This window comes from Agrobacterium sp. 22-209-1, assembly GCF_053522485.1.
Genome location: NZ_JBNWCH010000010.1, coordinates 88,747 through 102,160 on the forward strand (window position 1 = coordinate 88,747; position 13,414 = coordinate 102,160).

Annotated in this window: 14 protein-coding genes; 7 read left to right on the forward strand and 7 right to left on the reverse strand. The window is 61.4% G+C overall.

Annotated features, from left to right (window positions below):
- The 4 genes from nadC to ACQZ48_RS19505 all read left to right on the forward strand — a co-directional run bounded on the left by nadC (position 1) and on the right by ACQZ48_RS19505 (position 1,892).
- Positions 1-858: a carboxylating nicotinate-nucleotide diphosphorylase gene (gene nadC, locus ACQZ48_RS19490; protein ID WP_448729207.1), complete on the forward strand. Its 858-nt coding sequence runs from the start codon at positions 1-3 to the stop codon at positions 856-858.
- A 145-nt stretch (positions 859-1,003) separates the two neighbouring features.
- On the forward strand, positions 1,004-1,255 hold the full coding sequence (locus ACQZ48_RS19495) for a GlsB/YeaQ/YmgE family stress response membrane protein (RefSeq protein ID WP_046801707.1): 252 nt from the start codon (positions 1,004-1,006) through the stop codon (positions 1,253-1,255).
- A 12-nt stretch (positions 1,256-1,267) separates the two neighbouring features.
- Positions 1,268-1,684 (forward strand): DUF3597 domain-containing protein, encoded by a 417-nt coding sequence (locus ACQZ48_RS19500; protein ID WP_077984807.1) that lies wholly within the window; start codon positions 1,268-1,270, stop codon positions 1,682-1,684.
- A gap of 19 nt (positions 1,685-1,703) precedes the next feature.
- Positions 1,704-1,892, forward strand: coding sequence for a hypothetical protein (locus tag ACQZ48_RS19505; protein WP_003522463.1), 189 nt, complete (start codon positions 1,704-1,706; stop codon positions 1,890-1,892).
- Between the two features lie 90 nt (positions 1,893-1,982).
- Here the strand turns inward: ACQZ48_RS19505 and cydX are convergent, their stop codons facing one another.
- The 7 genes from cydX to ACQZ48_RS19540 form a co-directional block, all read right to left on the reverse strand.
- The gene (cydX, locus tag ACQZ48_RS19510; RefSeq protein ID WP_077984806.1) at positions 1,983-2,105 is read right to left on the reverse strand and encodes a cytochrome bd-I oxidase subunit CydX; all 123 of its coding nucleotides are present in this window, start codon (positions 2,103-2,105) and stop codon (positions 1,983-1,985) included.
- 25 nt (positions 2,106-2,130) lie between these two features.
- A complete protein-coding gene (gene cydB, locus ACQZ48_RS19515) occupies positions 2,131-3,288 on the reverse strand; it encodes a cytochrome d ubiquinol oxidase subunit II (protein ID WP_448729208.1) in 1,158 nt (385 codons plus the stop codon).
- Between the two features lie 6 nt (positions 3,289-3,294).
- Positions 3,295-4,872, reverse strand: a complete 1,578-nt coding sequence (locus ACQZ48_RS19520) for a cytochrome ubiquinol oxidase subunit I (protein WP_077984862.1) — start codon at positions 4,870-4,872, stop codon at positions 3,295-3,297.
- Between the two features lie 66 nt (positions 4,873-4,938).
- Positions 4,939-6,630, reverse strand: a complete 1,692-nt coding sequence (cydC, locus tag ACQZ48_RS19525) for a thiol reductant ABC exporter subunit CydC (protein WP_448729209.1) — start codon at positions 6,628-6,630, stop codon at positions 4,939-4,941.
- The gene (cydD, locus tag ACQZ48_RS19530; RefSeq protein WP_448729246.1) at positions 6,627-8,414 is read right to left on the reverse strand and encodes a thiol reductant ABC exporter subunit CydD; all 1,788 of its coding nucleotides are present in this window, start codon (positions 8,412-8,414) and stop codon (positions 6,627-6,629) included. The genes cydC and cydD overlap by 4 nt, the downstream gene beginning before the upstream one ends.
- 17 nt (positions 8,415-8,431) lie before the next feature.
- A complete protein-coding gene (locus ACQZ48_RS19535) occupies positions 8,432-9,010 on the reverse strand; it encodes a GbsR/MarR family transcriptional regulator (RefSeq protein ID WP_137412489.1) in 579 nt (192 codons plus the stop codon).
- Between the two features lie 257 nt (positions 9,011-9,267).
- Entirely contained in the window at positions 9,268-10,299 is a 1,032-nt protein-coding gene (locus tag ACQZ48_RS19540) for an L-idonate 5-dehydrogenase (protein WP_448729210.1), read from the reverse strand.
- Positions 10,300-10,518: 219 nt separating this feature from the next.
- On the opposite strand from ACQZ48_RS19540, the gene ACQZ48_RS19545 reads away from it, so the two are divergent.
- From ACQZ48_RS19545 to ACQZ48_RS19555, 3 genes are all read left to right on the forward strand, one after another.
- Positions 10,519-11,274, forward strand: a complete 756-nt coding sequence (locus ACQZ48_RS19545) for an SDR family oxidoreductase (protein WP_448729211.1) — start codon at positions 10,519-10,521, stop codon at positions 11,272-11,274.
- 87 nt (positions 11,275-11,361) lie between these two features.
- On the forward strand, positions 11,362-12,255 hold the full coding sequence (locus ACQZ48_RS19550) for an NAD(P)-dependent oxidoreductase (RefSeq protein WP_448729247.1): 894 nt from the start codon (positions 11,362-11,364) through the stop codon (positions 12,253-12,255).
- Positions 12,256-12,413: 158 nt separating this feature from the next.
- Positions 12,414-13,397: an aldose epimerase family protein gene (locus tag ACQZ48_RS19555; protein ID WP_448729212.1), complete on the forward strand. Its 984-nt coding sequence runs from the start codon at positions 12,414-12,416 to the stop codon at positions 13,395-13,397.
- Positions 13,398-13,414: the final 17 nt, after the last annotated feature.

A 13,414-nucleotide genomic window follows, 5' to 3' on the forward strand; every position in this document is an offset into this window, starting at 1 on the left:
ATGACCCTTTCTCCCCTGCCACGCCTCATCATCGAACCGCTTGTACGCAACGCCCTTCTGGAAGACCTCGGCCTGGCGGGCGACATCACTTCAACCGCCGTCATCCCCGCCGATCACTGCTCGGTCGTCGTCATGGCGGCGCGGGAGCCGGGCGTCATCGCCGGGCTCGATGCGGCGGAACTCGCCTTCCAGCTTGTGGACCCGGCGATCAGGATGAACAGGCACATTGCGGATGGGGCGACTATGGCGCCCGGCGATATCATCGCAACCATCGAAGGCCCCTCGCGCGGCCTTCTGACGGCGGAGCGCACGGCGCTGAATTTCCTAGGCCATCTGTCGGGCATCGCCTCCGTCACCGCAAAAATCGTTGCCGCCATTGCCGGCACAAAAGCGTCGGTCGCCTGCACCCGCAAGACGACGCCAGGGCTGCGGGCACTGGAAAAATATGCCGTGCGCGCCGGCGGCGGCATGAACCACCGTTTTGCGCTTTATGACGCGGTTCTCATCAAGGACAACCATGTCGCGGTTGCCGGCAGCGTGCGTGAAGCCATCCGCCGTGCGAGGCAGGGCGTCGGACATCTCGTCAAGATCGAGGTGGAAGTCGATACGCTCGTGCAGCTGCAGGAGGCCATGGAAGAGGGTGTGGATGCGGTTCTTCTCGATAATATGATACCGGAACAGCTGCGTGAGGCGGTGGAGATCGTTGCCGGTCGCGCCATCACCGAAGCCTCGGGCCGTATCAATCCGCAGACAGCGGCAGCCATCGCCGCCACCGGCGTCGATCTCATCTCCATCGGCTGGATCACCCATAGTGCGCCTGTCCTCGATATCGGGCTGGACTTTGAGAGCCAAGGTTGAATTTGCGATAACGCACACGTCTTGCGGAACAAAACTTCCGGCTCTTCGTTAATAATCGCCTGGGGTCAATTCAAGGCGGGGGGACGTGCGCAAAAAATGCGGGTCCATATGCCTCTGACCTCTCTCTAGAAAGGAAAGGCCTGTTATGGAAGACGCACAAGTTGGCTGGATTGCAGCAATCATCATCGGCGGCGTAGCCGGTTGGCTCGCCGAACAGTTCATGAAAAGCAATATGGGTGTTTTCATGAACATTATCCTCGGCATTGTTGGCGCCATCGTCGCCAATTTCCTTCTGGGGCTCATCGGCGTCTCGCTCGGAGGCTGGATTGGCTATCTCATCGCCGGTTTCATCGGTGCCTGCATTCTCATCGCCGTCGGGCGCGCATTTCGCAGATAAGGGGAGGACAGAATGAGCTTTTTCAACAAGATCAAGAACGCGATTTTCGGCAAGGCCGAGGCCGCGCCGCAGACATCCGCTCCGGCCGGAACACCGCCGACCACGGCCAGCCCGACCGCAGCAAGCCCGGCAGCACCAGCCCCGACAACGGCGGCTCCGGCGCCGACCGGCAATGTCGATGTCGCGTCCATTCTGGATGAGGCTGTCAAGAAAAACGGGCAGAAGCTCGACTGGAAACATTCCATCGTCGATCTTCTCAAGGCTCTCGACCTCGACAGCAGCCTGAGCGCCAGAAAGGAACTCGCCAGCGAGCTCGGCTATACCGGCGACACCTCGGATTCGGCGACGATGAACATCTGGCTGCACAAGGCCGTCATCAAGAAACTTTCCGAAAACGGCGGCAAGGTTCCGGCCGACCTTCTGGATTGAGATAAACGGGAGCGCTGCGATGGACGACTATTCCAGCCTTCGAGAGCAGATCGGCCAAGACCTCGACACCCTGCACCGGACCGAGAATCCGAAGTCGATCTTCGAGATCGCCGACGACTATCTTCTGGGAAATCCAAATCTCAAGAGGGCCATCGTCGAAGACATCATCAAGGAAGAAGCGGACAAGCGCGGCATCGCGATCCACTGAAGCCGCGCATCGCAGGCACGGCTGCTGTCCACAAAGGGGCGTCATCCCAACCGGATGCCGCCCCCTTTTTATGCCACGAACCTCGAAGCTTTATTTATCCAGCTTCGCTTGCGCCTTTTTCGCGTTTTCTTCCATCAGCTCATACCACATCGCGTTCATGACGGCGAAGATGGCGGCGAGAGGCAGGCCGAGCAGCCAGGCGAAATACCACATGTTCGATCTCCTTCTTTCTTGAGTCTCAGTAGGCATGACCGCTGTCGTCGCGGATCGCCTTTTCATCCACCTTGCCCCACAGCACGCGGTAGACCCATGATGTATAGGCGACGATGATCGGGATGAAGATGAGGGCGACGACCAGCATGATGAACAGCGTCATATGGCTGGAAGATGCATCCCACACTGTCAGGCTCGATTTCGGATCGACCGAAGACGGCAGGATGAAGGGAAACATCGTCAGCCCCACCGTTGAGATGACGCCGAAAATGGCAAGTGAGCTGGAAAGCAGCGCCAGCACTTCCCTGCAGGCCCGGAGCAAGACGAAAGCGACGAGCGGGAAGACAAGACCGAGCGCTGGCGCCAGCATCATCCAGGGATGCGCCGCATAATTGGCAAACCAGACACCGCCCGCAACCTCGACCGTCTTCGACAGCGGATTGGACGGACCGTCGGTCACGACCTCCGAGGTAAAGCGATAGCCATCGATACCGAGCCACAGAAAGACGCCGCCGAGCGCGAAAAGAACGGTGGTGGCAAGCGCCGCGATGCTGCCGAAACTGCGAGCGCGAGCGGCTACCGGACCATCCGTTTTCAGTACCAGCCATGCGGCACCGTGCATGACGAGCATGGCGACGGAAACGAGGCCGCAAAGGATGGCGTAGGGGTTCAGAAGCTCGAACAGCGTCGTGCCATCATAGAAAATCCTGAGGTCGTCATTGAGGTGGAAGGGAACGCCCTGCAGCACATTGCCGATCGCCACGCCGAAGATCAGCGCGGGAACGAAGCCGCCGATGAAGAGCGCCCAATCCCAGGCGCTGCGCCACGCGGTGCTTTCACGCTTGGAGCGATATTTGAAACCGACCGGCCGCAGGATCAGCGCAAACAGGGTGGCGAACATCGCCAGGTAAAACCCTGAAAACGACACCGCATAAAGCGGCGGCCAGGCGGCGAAGATCGCGCCACCGCCAAGGATGAGCCACACCTGATTGCCTTCCCAGACGGGGCCGATGGAATTGATGACGACACGGCGCTCGATGTCCGTTTTCGCCACGAAGGGCAGGAGCGCGCCGGTGCCGAGATCGAAACCGCCGGTCACGGCAAAACCGATCAGCACCACGCCGAGCAGCAGCCACCAGATAACGCGGAGGATTTCATAGTCGATGAGTTGGTGCAATATCATGATCGTTTACTCCGCAGCGACGAGTTTTTCAGGAACGAGCGGCGCTTCCGGCTCATGGTCAGGCTCGGGGCCCTTGCGGATCGCCTTCAGCATCAGCCCCATTTCGACGATGAACAGCACCGTGTAGATGGCGATGAAACACAGGAGCGTGATGAGGACGGTGGAGGCACTGAGGCTGGAGACGGCGGCCGCCGTGGGCAGCACGCCCTCGATGATCCATGGCTGGCGGCCGAATTCGGCCACGATCCAGCCCATTTCCGCCGCGATCCACGGCAGCGGAATGGCAAAGACCGCCACTTTCAGCAGCAGTGGATAATGATCCAGCCGCCGGCGGGCCGAGAGATAAAAGAACGTCGCCGTCAGCAGAATGAAGAACATACCGAGGCCGACCATGATACGGAACGACCAGAACAGCGTCGGCACATGGGGGATCGTATCGGCAGCCGCCTTGGCGATCTGCTCTTCGCTCGCCTGACGCGGATCATCGACGTAGCGTTTCAGCAGCAGGGCATAACCAAGCTCATGGCCGAGTTCCGCAAAGGTGCCGCGCACCTCTTCCGGCAGTTGCGCACCTTTGCCGGTGGCGCGTATCTGCATCAGCGCATCATAGGCTTTGATGCCGTCGCGGATGCGGCTCTTCGCCTGCTCCACCAGATCGTTGATGCCCGGAATTTGCGTGTCGAGCGAGCGGGTGCCGATGAGGCCCATCACCCACGGGATCTTCACCGCGAAATGCGTTTCGCGTGCTTCCTGATCAGGAAAACCGATGGCCGTGAAGGGGGCAGGCGCCGGCTCCGTTTCCCACATGGCCTCGATGGAGGCGAGCTTCATCTTCTGGTGTTCGGTGGAGAGATAACCGCTTTCATCCCCCAGCACGACGACCGACAGCGCGGACGCCAGACCGAAGGAAGCGGCAACCGTCATCGAACGCTTGGCGAGATCGACATGGCGGCCTTTCAGCACATACCAGGCCGAAACGCCGAGCACGAAGATGGAGGCCGTCACGTAACCCGCAGAAACCGTGTGAACGAACTTCGCCTGTGCCACCGGGTTGAACAGAACCTCGAAGAAGTCAGTCACCTCCATCCGCATGGTCTGGGGGTTGAAGGCGGAGCCCGTCGGGTTCTGCATCCAGCCATTTGCGATCAATATCCACAGCGCCGAAAAATTCGAACCGAGCGCCACGCACCATGTCGCGACGAGATGGCCGAGTTTCGACAGCTTGTCCCAGCCGAAAAAGAACAGGCCGACGAAGGTGGCTTCCAGGAAGAAGGCCATCATACCCTCGATGGCCAGCGGCGCACCGAAGATATCGCCGACATAATGGCTGTAATAACTCCAGTTCATGCCGAACTGGAATTCCATGACGATGCCGGTGGAAACGCCGAGCACGAAGTTGATACCGAACAACGTGCCCCAGAATTTCGTCATCTGCCGCCAGACCGTGCGGCCGGTCATGACATAGACCGTTTCCATGATGGCGATCACCACCGACAGCCCAATCGTCAGGGGAACGAACAGAAAGTGATATAAAGCCGTCACTGCAAATTGCAGGCGCGACAGCGCCACTATGTCGAGTTCCATAGTCTTACCCACCTTTTCCGGAAGACCGGCCTTCCATTTCAAAGACGACGCCGGCTCTCAAAAATCTCAGTCCGGGCGTAGTGTATCAAGCACTACGCCGTATTCCGGGGTGCCGCTTTGACATTGATCAAGTTGGCGCCCGTCTTTCAGCACGATGATGCGATCGGCAAATTCCGCCTCGCGGCGATTATGGGTGATCATCACGACAGTCTTTCCCTCCGCCCTCGCAAACAGCCGGGTGAGCACGTCGCGGGCTGTCTCGCCGTCCAGCCCTTCTGTCACCTCGTCGAGAAGCCAGAGCGGCCGGTCGGCGAGCAGGAAACGGGCGAGCGCCAGCCGGCGCGACTGGCCGCCGGAAAACCCTTGGCCCGCCTCGCCAAGCCTTGTCTCCAGCCCGGCGGCCAAGGTTTTGACGTGTTCGGCAAGGCCTGCCGCCTCAAGCGCGTCCCATAGCTCGGTCCCGGTTGCGGCGGGTTTCGCGAGCCGCAGATTGTCTTCGATACTGTCGCGGAAAAGCTGGCTTCGCTGCGTCATAAGAGTGGACGGCAGGGCGCTGACCGCGCCTGCAACCGGCTGCAATTCACCCCCCAGAAGCTGGATTAGACTTGTCTTGCCCGCGCCGCTCGGGCCGACGATCGCAACCCGTTCCCCGGCAGCGATTGCAAGGTTGATATCCGTCAGGACAGGATTGTCGTTCCCCTCTCGCTCCAGATGCACATCTTCGAGTTTTGCCGCCATCCCGCTGGCCGGCAAGACGGGACAGCGACCCTCAACCGTTGCCGAGAGACGCGGCGCGATACGCCTTGCGGAAAACAGCGTGCGCCCAAGCTCCATCGCCCCGCGGCGCAGCGCCGTGAAAGGCTCCAGCGCGGCAAAACAGACCAGCAGCCCGAGCGCCGCCGTCGGCGCGGTGACCGCCCCCCGTTCGGCAAGCCAGGCCATGCCGAGAAGGGCCGCGCTCAAAAGAACGGCCGCTGAAACCCCGAAGGAAAAACCGGCACCGGTCTCGATGCGGTTCAGGGTATCATCGCAGGCAGAGAGGTAATCATCCGCCCGTTTCACCGCCGTGACCTGCGCGGAGAGGCGGCCGGCGGTCAAGAGCTCCGTCTGCCCGTTCACGAGATCGGCCGTGCGGGCGCGAAGGGCTTCCAGCCCGATTGCCCGGCGGCGCGAGAATGTTTCCGCCCGCAAGGCGGCGCGCACCGAAATTCCAAGCCCCGCCGCGATGAGGAAAACCGCCGCCAGAATGCCCGCCAGAGGATGGAGAAAAGCAAGCCCGAGGCCTGTCGCGATTGCAGCCAGGATCGCCACGGCGGCGGGAACCAGCACGCGCAGATAAAGCGAATCCAGCGCGTCGATATCCGCCGTCAGCCGGTTCAGCAGGCGCGCAGGCCTCGCCTCCAGGGATTTCGCAGCCTGCGGAGCGGCAAAGCCACGAAACAGCTTTTCCCGAAGTGCTGCAAGCACGGAAAGCGTGGCGTCATGGGTCGTCATGCGTTCGCCGTAACGGGCGGCGGTGCGCGCCAGCGCCAGAAGACGAATGGCGGCCGAAGGCGCAAAGACATCGAAAGCATAGGCCGTTGCCGGCAGAAGGCCGGCAATCGCCGTAGCGGTGATGAACCAGCCGGAAACGCCGAGAAGGCCGATGCCCGCCAGCACCGTCGTTACCGCCAGAGCCGCGCCCGCCAGCAGCATGCCGCGCCGCGTCGACCAGAACAGGCCAATAATGGGTCTCAATATCGCAAAATGCGCGATCATGGCTGCCCCCTCGAATGGATCGCCGTCATATCCACGATCCTGTCCATGCGCGCCGCAAGCACCGGATCATGGGTCGCGACGATCAATGTCCTGCCATTTGCCAGTTGCAGCAGGTTATCCGTGACGAGAGCAGCCGTTTCCCGGTCGAGATGGGCTGTCGGCTCGTCGGCCAGAACTAGCTGCGTTGCGGGGTCTGCGAAAGCACGCGCAATGGCAAGCCGCACCGCCTCCCCGCCCGAGATTCCATATCCGCCATCGCCGATCTGCAGGCGCCGGCGTGCATGCGACAAGCCGTCGAGCCCGGTGCGGCGCAGTGTCTCTTCCACCATGCCGTCACTGACAACCGAACGGCCGAAGCGAATATTCGCCTTCAGCGAACCGGCAAAATAGAACGGCTTCTGGCCGACCCAGCCGATCGTCCTGCGCAGCCCATCCGCCGTCGCATTATCGAGCTTGACGCCACCGACCCTGATCGAGCCCTCTCCAGCCTCGGCCAACCCGGCAATCAAGGAGAGTACAGTGGATTTGCCACAACCGGAAGGCCCAAGGATCGCAACTCTCTCACCCCGCTGAACCGTCAGGTTGAGATTTTGGATGACAGGTGGGGCGCTCGGATAAGCGAAAGAGAGATTATTGATCTCCACCAGGCCGGGCATCGGGGATGGGACAGACGCCACATCCGCGCCCTCGCCCGTAATAGCCGCGCCGCCGGCCGTCAATTTGCCGAGCGCATCAAGCGCCGCTTCGCCGGCTGCGCAGTCGTGCCAGACGGCGGAGAGTTCCCGCAGCGGCTCGAAAAAGGCCGGCGCCAGAAGCAGGATGAAAAGACCTTCGGCGAGTGTCAACTTGTGGCCCCAGGCGCCGAAATTGAGAAAACCGAGCAGATGAAAACCGATATAGACGGCGGTCATGGCAACGCCGAGCGCTGCGAAAAGCTCCAGCACCGCCGAGGAGAGAAAGGCGATCCTGAGCACCGTCATCGTCCGCTTCTTCAGGTTCTGCGCATCGGCGCTAAGACGCTTTGCAGTCAGATCGACGGCTTTAAGCGTGCGGATCGTTTCCAGCCCGCGCAGGCGATCAAGCAGGAAGGCATTCATATTGCCGGTCTCAACAAGCTGCTTTTCACTGGCGGCCTTCGCCTGCCAGCCGATGAGCGCCATGAAAAGCGGGATGGTTGGCATGGCGAGCAGCAGCACCAGCGCCGCAATCCAGGTGAATGGCAGGATCGCCAGCACGAAAACCAGCGGCACGAAGGTCGCCTTCATCCGCGCCGGCTGGAAACGGGAAAGATAGGGCACCAGCGCTTCCGCCGCCTCGGCCACGACGCCTGCCGCCTCACCGGAGGCGGTGCGTGACAGATCGAGCGGGGAAACCTTCGCCACGGCCTTCAGCGCTTCCAGCCGCCGTTGCGACAGCGCCGCACGGGCGGCACGAAACGACAGCCGCGCCGCCATCTTTTCCAGCCATGCCTTGATGAGGCCGAGGATGAGAACCGCAGCCGCGGCGGGTACGATCGCCATCATCGGCGCGCCATCGGCAATTCTTCCGACTGAAAAGGCAAGCAAACCTGCCTGCGGCAACCAGAGCAGCGCCGCCAGCACATGCGGCAGGGCAACGAATTTCCCCACCACCGGCGCGCCTGTCATTTTCGCCCGCCCGTCAGCTCTGTCGCGAAAGGTCTTGCGGTTGGCTTTGCGCCGCCCCATCGTATCGGGCGAGACTGCAGCCGGAACGGGACAGACTGCCCCGTCACCATCGGACCCCTGGCGAATTTCCACTGATATGCTCACGGCCGATCTCCTCACCCGTCCTTCTTCGCGCCGCGGGGTCTGGCGAGGGAGACGATCTTGTCCTTGGCCTCCAGAAACTTCGTGACCTTCGAACCGAGCGCGAGAAGCGAAGCCAGCCGTTCCGTCTCCAGCCGCTTCACATCGTCATACCAGCCGGTCAGCTGCTCGATCAGCGTTTTCATCTCATCGATGCGCTGTTGCGCATGCCGCTCGTCTTCGTTTTCGGGCGTTTCCATCAGAATTTCGCGCAGCACGCTGAGCGTGGGATCGATCTCGCGTTTCTTGCGCTCTTCGGCAAGGGTGCGGAGAATTTGCCAGACATCGTCAGGCGTTGTGAAAAAATCGCGCCGGTCGCCGGGAAAATGCTTGAGAATTGCAAGATTCCACGCCTGTAACTCCTTCAGGCTCATCGACACGTTGGAACGGGAAATACCGAGGGCCTCCACAATATCGTCCGCACACAGCGGCTGCGGCGAGATATAGAGCAAAGCATAGACTTGGCCGACCGTGCGGTTGATGCCCCAGCGGCTGCCCATCTCACCGAAATGCAGCACGAAGGACTGAACGAGCGGCGAGAGGTTGGTCGGCATTTCTTCGTTTCCTGAATTTTCAGTAATTTCTGAAATTTCGATAACGCAAATAGCGGCAGGTGGCAAATCACCTTTTTGACCTGCGTCAAAATGTGCAAACCAGCCGTACAATGAGGCGAGGAAGCATCGAGCGAACGCCCATGATATCGATAACATGCAGGGCGGAATGACGCGATCCACGATGGCAAATAAGAAATTGGTGGCGGAGGCTCCGCCACCGACTCAATAAGCCAGCCCGCTATTTCGGGGAAACGCGCTTACGAAAAAGCGATCTGCACCTTCATGGCGCGGCTTCGATCCGAGGCGAATTCGAAAGCCGAGATGGCGTCGGCGAGATCGACGGTCTGGGTGATGAACGGTTTGACGTCGATCAGGCCCTTGCGCATCAATTCAACGCCGGTGGCGAATTCTTCGTGGAAGCGGAAAGAGCCGCGCAGATCCAGTTCCTTGGCGGTGATCGCCATCATCGGCAGACTCATATCGCCGCCAAGCCCGAGCTGGACGATGATGCCGCGCGGACGAAGCGCGGTAATGCCGCCGGAAAGTGCGACGGCTGCGCCAGAGCATTCATAGAGAACATCGAAAGTTCCCTTGTTCGCACCATAAGCGGCAAGTGCGTCGGGCTCATCCTTGCTATTGATGACACGATCCGCACCCGCCTCACGCGCCTTGGCAAGCGTGAAATCGGAAAGGTCGGTGGCGACGATTTCCGCCGCACCCGCCCGGCGCGCAGCCAGAATGGACAGGATGCCGATGGGGCCACAACCCGTGACAAGCACGCGTTTCCCCAGCAAATCGCCGGCGCGGCGCGTGGCGTGAAGCGTCACCGCCAGCGGCTCCGCCATGGCGGCCTCGCCAGCGCTCAGGCCATCGGCCGGCACGCATTGCAGGGCGTCGGCCACCAGAACCTCACGGAAAGCGCCCTGAATATGCGGAAAAGGCATGGCGCTGCCATAAAACCGCATGTTGAGGCACTGGTTGTGCAGGCCTTCCTGGCAAAAGCGGCAGGTTCGGCACGGGCGGGACGGCGAAACGGCAACCAGACCGCCGACCTTCAGCCCTTCCACGCCCTCGCCCAGTTCTTCGACGACAGCGGAGACCTCATGGCCGAGCACCATGGGTTCACGAAGCCGCACCGCGCCGAAGCCGCCATGGTTGTAATAATGCAGATCGCTGCCGCAAATTCCGCCCCGGACCAGACGAAGCCGCACTTCTCCCGACCCCGGCGCTTCCTCGGGCCGCTCCTCGATGCGCACATCCTTTGCCCCATGGGCGACAATCGCTCTCATAAATATCTCCCGCTCGACATCGCGCCTGAATGGCGCGACGAATAATCCGCATCCCTGTCACCGCCGCCTGCCGCGCATTTACACGTCGTGCGGCCTCCCCGCGCGCCCGGCCCGTACCGAGAGCGGGCGTTTAAGCCTTGACATCCACGCCCGAAAGGGATGAATGTTATCGATAACATAATTCTGTACGAATGCAATGTCGAGAGACTGGAGGAAACAGTGGGCCTTAATTTGTTCGATCTTTCCGGCCGCCGCGCCCTGATCACGGGTTCGTCCCAGGGCATTGGCTTCGCGCTGGCGCAAGGGCTTTCGGAAGCGGGCGCGGAAGTGGTGCTGAACGGGCGTGACGAGGCGAAGTTGAAAGCCGCCGCCGCCGGCATCAAGGGTGCGAAAACACTCGCCTTCGACGCCACCGATCACGAAGCGGTGCGCAAGGCCATCGACGGTTTCGAGGCGGAGGTCGGCCCCATCGATATTCTGGTCAACAATGCCGGCATGCAGCACCGCACCCCGCTGGAGGATTTTCCAGCCGATGCCTTCGAGCGCCTGCTGCAGACCAACATCGCCTCGGTGTTCCACGCCGGGCAGGCTGCCGCGCGCCACATGATCGGCCGTGGCCGTGGCAAGATCATCAACATCGCCAGCGTGCAGACCGCCCTTGCCCGCCCCGGCATCGCGCCCTACACCGCCACCAAGGGGGCCGTCGGCAACCTGACGAAAGGCATGGCGACGGACTGGGCCAAATACGGCCTGCAATGCAACGCCATCGCACCCGGCTATTTCGACACGCCGCTCAACGCGGCCCTGGTGGCGGACGAAACCTTCTCGGCATGGCTTGAAAAGCGCACGCCCGCCGGTCGCTGGGGCAAGGTCGAGGAGCTTGTCGGCGCCTGCATCTTCCTGTCGTCCGATGCCTCGTCCTTCGTGAACGGACATATTCTCTATGTCGACGGCGGCATCACCACTTCGCTTTAAAACACCGAAACCGGACCGGCGGCTGCGGCCGCCATCCGGTTTTGAACCGACGACACCACGACACTTTGGGAGGAGGCCGTGAACACCATGACCGAGAAGAACAAAGTCGCCCTGATCGGCGCCGGCGCCATGGGCGGGGCGATCGGCACACGGCTCATCAAGACCGGAAATCAGCTGACGGTTTTCGATATGGATGCGGAAAAGGTGGCGGCGCTGACGAACCTCGGCGCGCAGAGCGCGGGGACGGCTGCGGAAGCGGCTTCGGTTTCCGATGTGGTCATCCTCAGCCTCAATTCACCGAAAATCGTTCGCATCGCCGTCTTCGGCAAGGATGGCGTCGCGGCGGGGGCGAAACCCGGCACGCTGATCATCGACATGTCCTCCATCGATCCGGAAGCGACGAAGGAACTGGCGGCCGACGCTGCGGGAAAAGGCCTGCGCTGGGTGGACAGCCCCCTTTCCGGCGGTGCACCCAAGGCGCTCATCGGGCAATTGACGCTGATGGCCGGCGGCAGCGACAAGGATGTGGCCGATGCGCATCGCGTGCTGCGGCATGTGGCCAGCAACTACACCCATATGGGTCCCTGTGGCGCAGGGCAGACGACGAAACTCATCAACCAGGTTCTGTGCGGGTTGAATTTCCTTGCTGTGGCGGAAGCAACGCAGCTTGCGCTGGATGCCGGCGTCGATGCCGCCAAGATACCGCAGGCGCTGAAGGGCGGCCGCGCCGACAGCGCCATCCTGCAGGAATACATGCCGCGTTATGTGGCGAAAGATTACCGCCGCACCGGACGCATCGACAATATGGTGAAAGACCTGAACGGCGCGCAGGATCTCGCCCGGCGCACCAACACGGCCATGCCGCTGACAGCCGTTTGCGCCGAGGTGCACCGCATGCTGACGGCGGCCGGGCTGGGTGGGGAGGATCAGGCCGCGCTGATGGAATATTTCAGCGGCGCGAAACGCACTTTTCCGGACTGACTGCACGGCGGACCCGGAATGGCGGAGCCTGTTGATACGGCCCTTGCGGGCCCTTAACGGCCATTGCGAAATTGTCCGTCAGCGAAGATGATCGGGCGAATCGGCAGGGCAGTCGCCCCGATGACCGCAGATGCATGTATGCAAAGGACAATTTCCCGATGACTACCCCCACGACAGGCACGGGGATTGCCGGTGTGACCGTTTCTGGAAACGGTTTCACAGCCGAAGTCGCTTATGAGGGCGCGACGCTTCTAAGCTGGCGGCCGGTCTCTACCGATGGCGGCGAAGGCGAAAATCTTGTCGACGGCTATTCGACGCCTGCCGAAATGCAATCGCATAATGGCGTGAGAAATGGCATTCTCGCACCCTTCACCAATCGCATCCCGGATGGCCAGTTCAGTTTTGACGGACAAGCGCACCGCATTGAGCCGGTGCTTGCCCATGAAGACCTCGTCTTCCACGGATTTGCCAGAGCCCTGCCCTTCGCGCTTACGCAGTCTTTCGAGGAACACGGCGCTCACACTCTCGTCTTCCGCGCCGAAATAGCGCCTGCGGATTTTGAGGGTTATCCCTACCGTCTCGCCATCGAGGTGGAATATCGTTTCGCCGGCCATGAGGTCACCATCGACATACGCGGCATCAATCGCGATGACCGGCCCCTGCCTTTCGCCGCCGGGTGGCATCCCTATTTCCGCCTGCCCGGCACGACGTCTATCGACGATCTTCTCCTCACGCTGCCCTCGCGAACGGCGATTGAAACAGACGAGGACCTGATCACCCTTCGCGGCGCACAGGGCGGGATGGTCAAACGGGACGACACCCGCTTTCTTTACGCACCGCTGTCCGGCCATGTACTCGACGTCTGCTTCACCGATCTCATCGGATCCGAAAACGGGCTTTACGAGACGAGGCTGGAAAACCGCCACGACGGTTCGAGCCTGACGGTTTGGCAGGAGCGCGGGCACATGCATGTCTTCACCGGCGATACGCTTGCACGCGGCAGGCGGCAATCCATCGCGCTCGAACCGGTGGAAACGCCGACCAACGCCTTCAACCAACCGGAACTCGCGGATGCGATTACGCTGCAACCCGGCGAGACGCGAAGCTTTCGCTTTGGCGTCCGTTTTAAGGCGGCGCGCTGATCAAGGCCCGACGAACA

Excerpts from the sequence above, each read along its gene's own strand:
- nadC (WP_448729207.1), top strand. The coding sequence starts at position 1 with ATGACCCTTTCTCCCCTGCCACGCCTCATCATCGAACCGCTTGTACGC.
- ACQZ48_RS19495 (WP_046801707.1), top strand. The coding sequence starts at position 1,004 with ATGGAAGACGCACAAGTTGGCTGGATTGCAGCAATCATCATCGGCGGC.
- ACQZ48_RS19500 (WP_077984807.1), top strand. The coding sequence starts at position 1,268 with ATGAGCTTTTTCAACAAGATCAAGAACGCGATTTTCGGCAAGGCCGAG.
- ACQZ48_RS19505 (WP_003522463.1), top strand. The coding sequence starts at position 1,704 with ATGGACGACTATTCCAGCCTTCGAGAGCAGATCGGCCAAGACCTCGAC.
- cydX (WP_077984806.1), bottom strand. The coding sequence starts at position 2,105 with ATGTGGTATTTCGCCTGGCTGCTCGGCCTGCCTCTCGCCGCCATCTTC.
- cydB (WP_448729208.1), bottom strand. The coding sequence starts at position 3,288 with ATGATATTGCACCAACTCATCGACTATGAAATCCTCCGCGTTATCTGG.
- ACQZ48_RS19520 (WP_077984862.1), bottom strand. The coding sequence starts at position 4,872 with ATGGAACTCGACATAGTGGCGCTGTCGCGCCTGCAATTTGCAGTGACG.
- cydC (WP_448729209.1), bottom strand. The coding sequence starts at position 6,630 with ATGATCGCGCATTTTGCGATATTGAGACCCATTATTGGCCTGTTCTGG.
- ACQZ48_RS19535 (WP_137412489.1), bottom strand. The coding sequence starts at position 9,010 with ATGCCGACCAACCTCTCGCCGCTCGTTCAGTCCTTCGTGCTGCATTTC.
- ACQZ48_RS19540 (WP_448729210.1), bottom strand. The coding sequence starts at position 10,299 with ATGAGAGCGATTGTCGCCCATGGGGCAAAGGATGTGCGCATCGAGGAG.
- ACQZ48_RS19550 (WP_448729247.1), top strand. The coding sequence starts at position 11,362 with ATGACCGAGAAGAACAAAGTCGCCCTGATCGGCGCCGGCGCCATGGGC.
- ACQZ48_RS19555 (WP_448729212.1), top strand. The coding sequence starts at position 12,414 with ATGACTACCCCCACGACAGGCACGGGGATTGCCGGTGTGACCGTTTCT.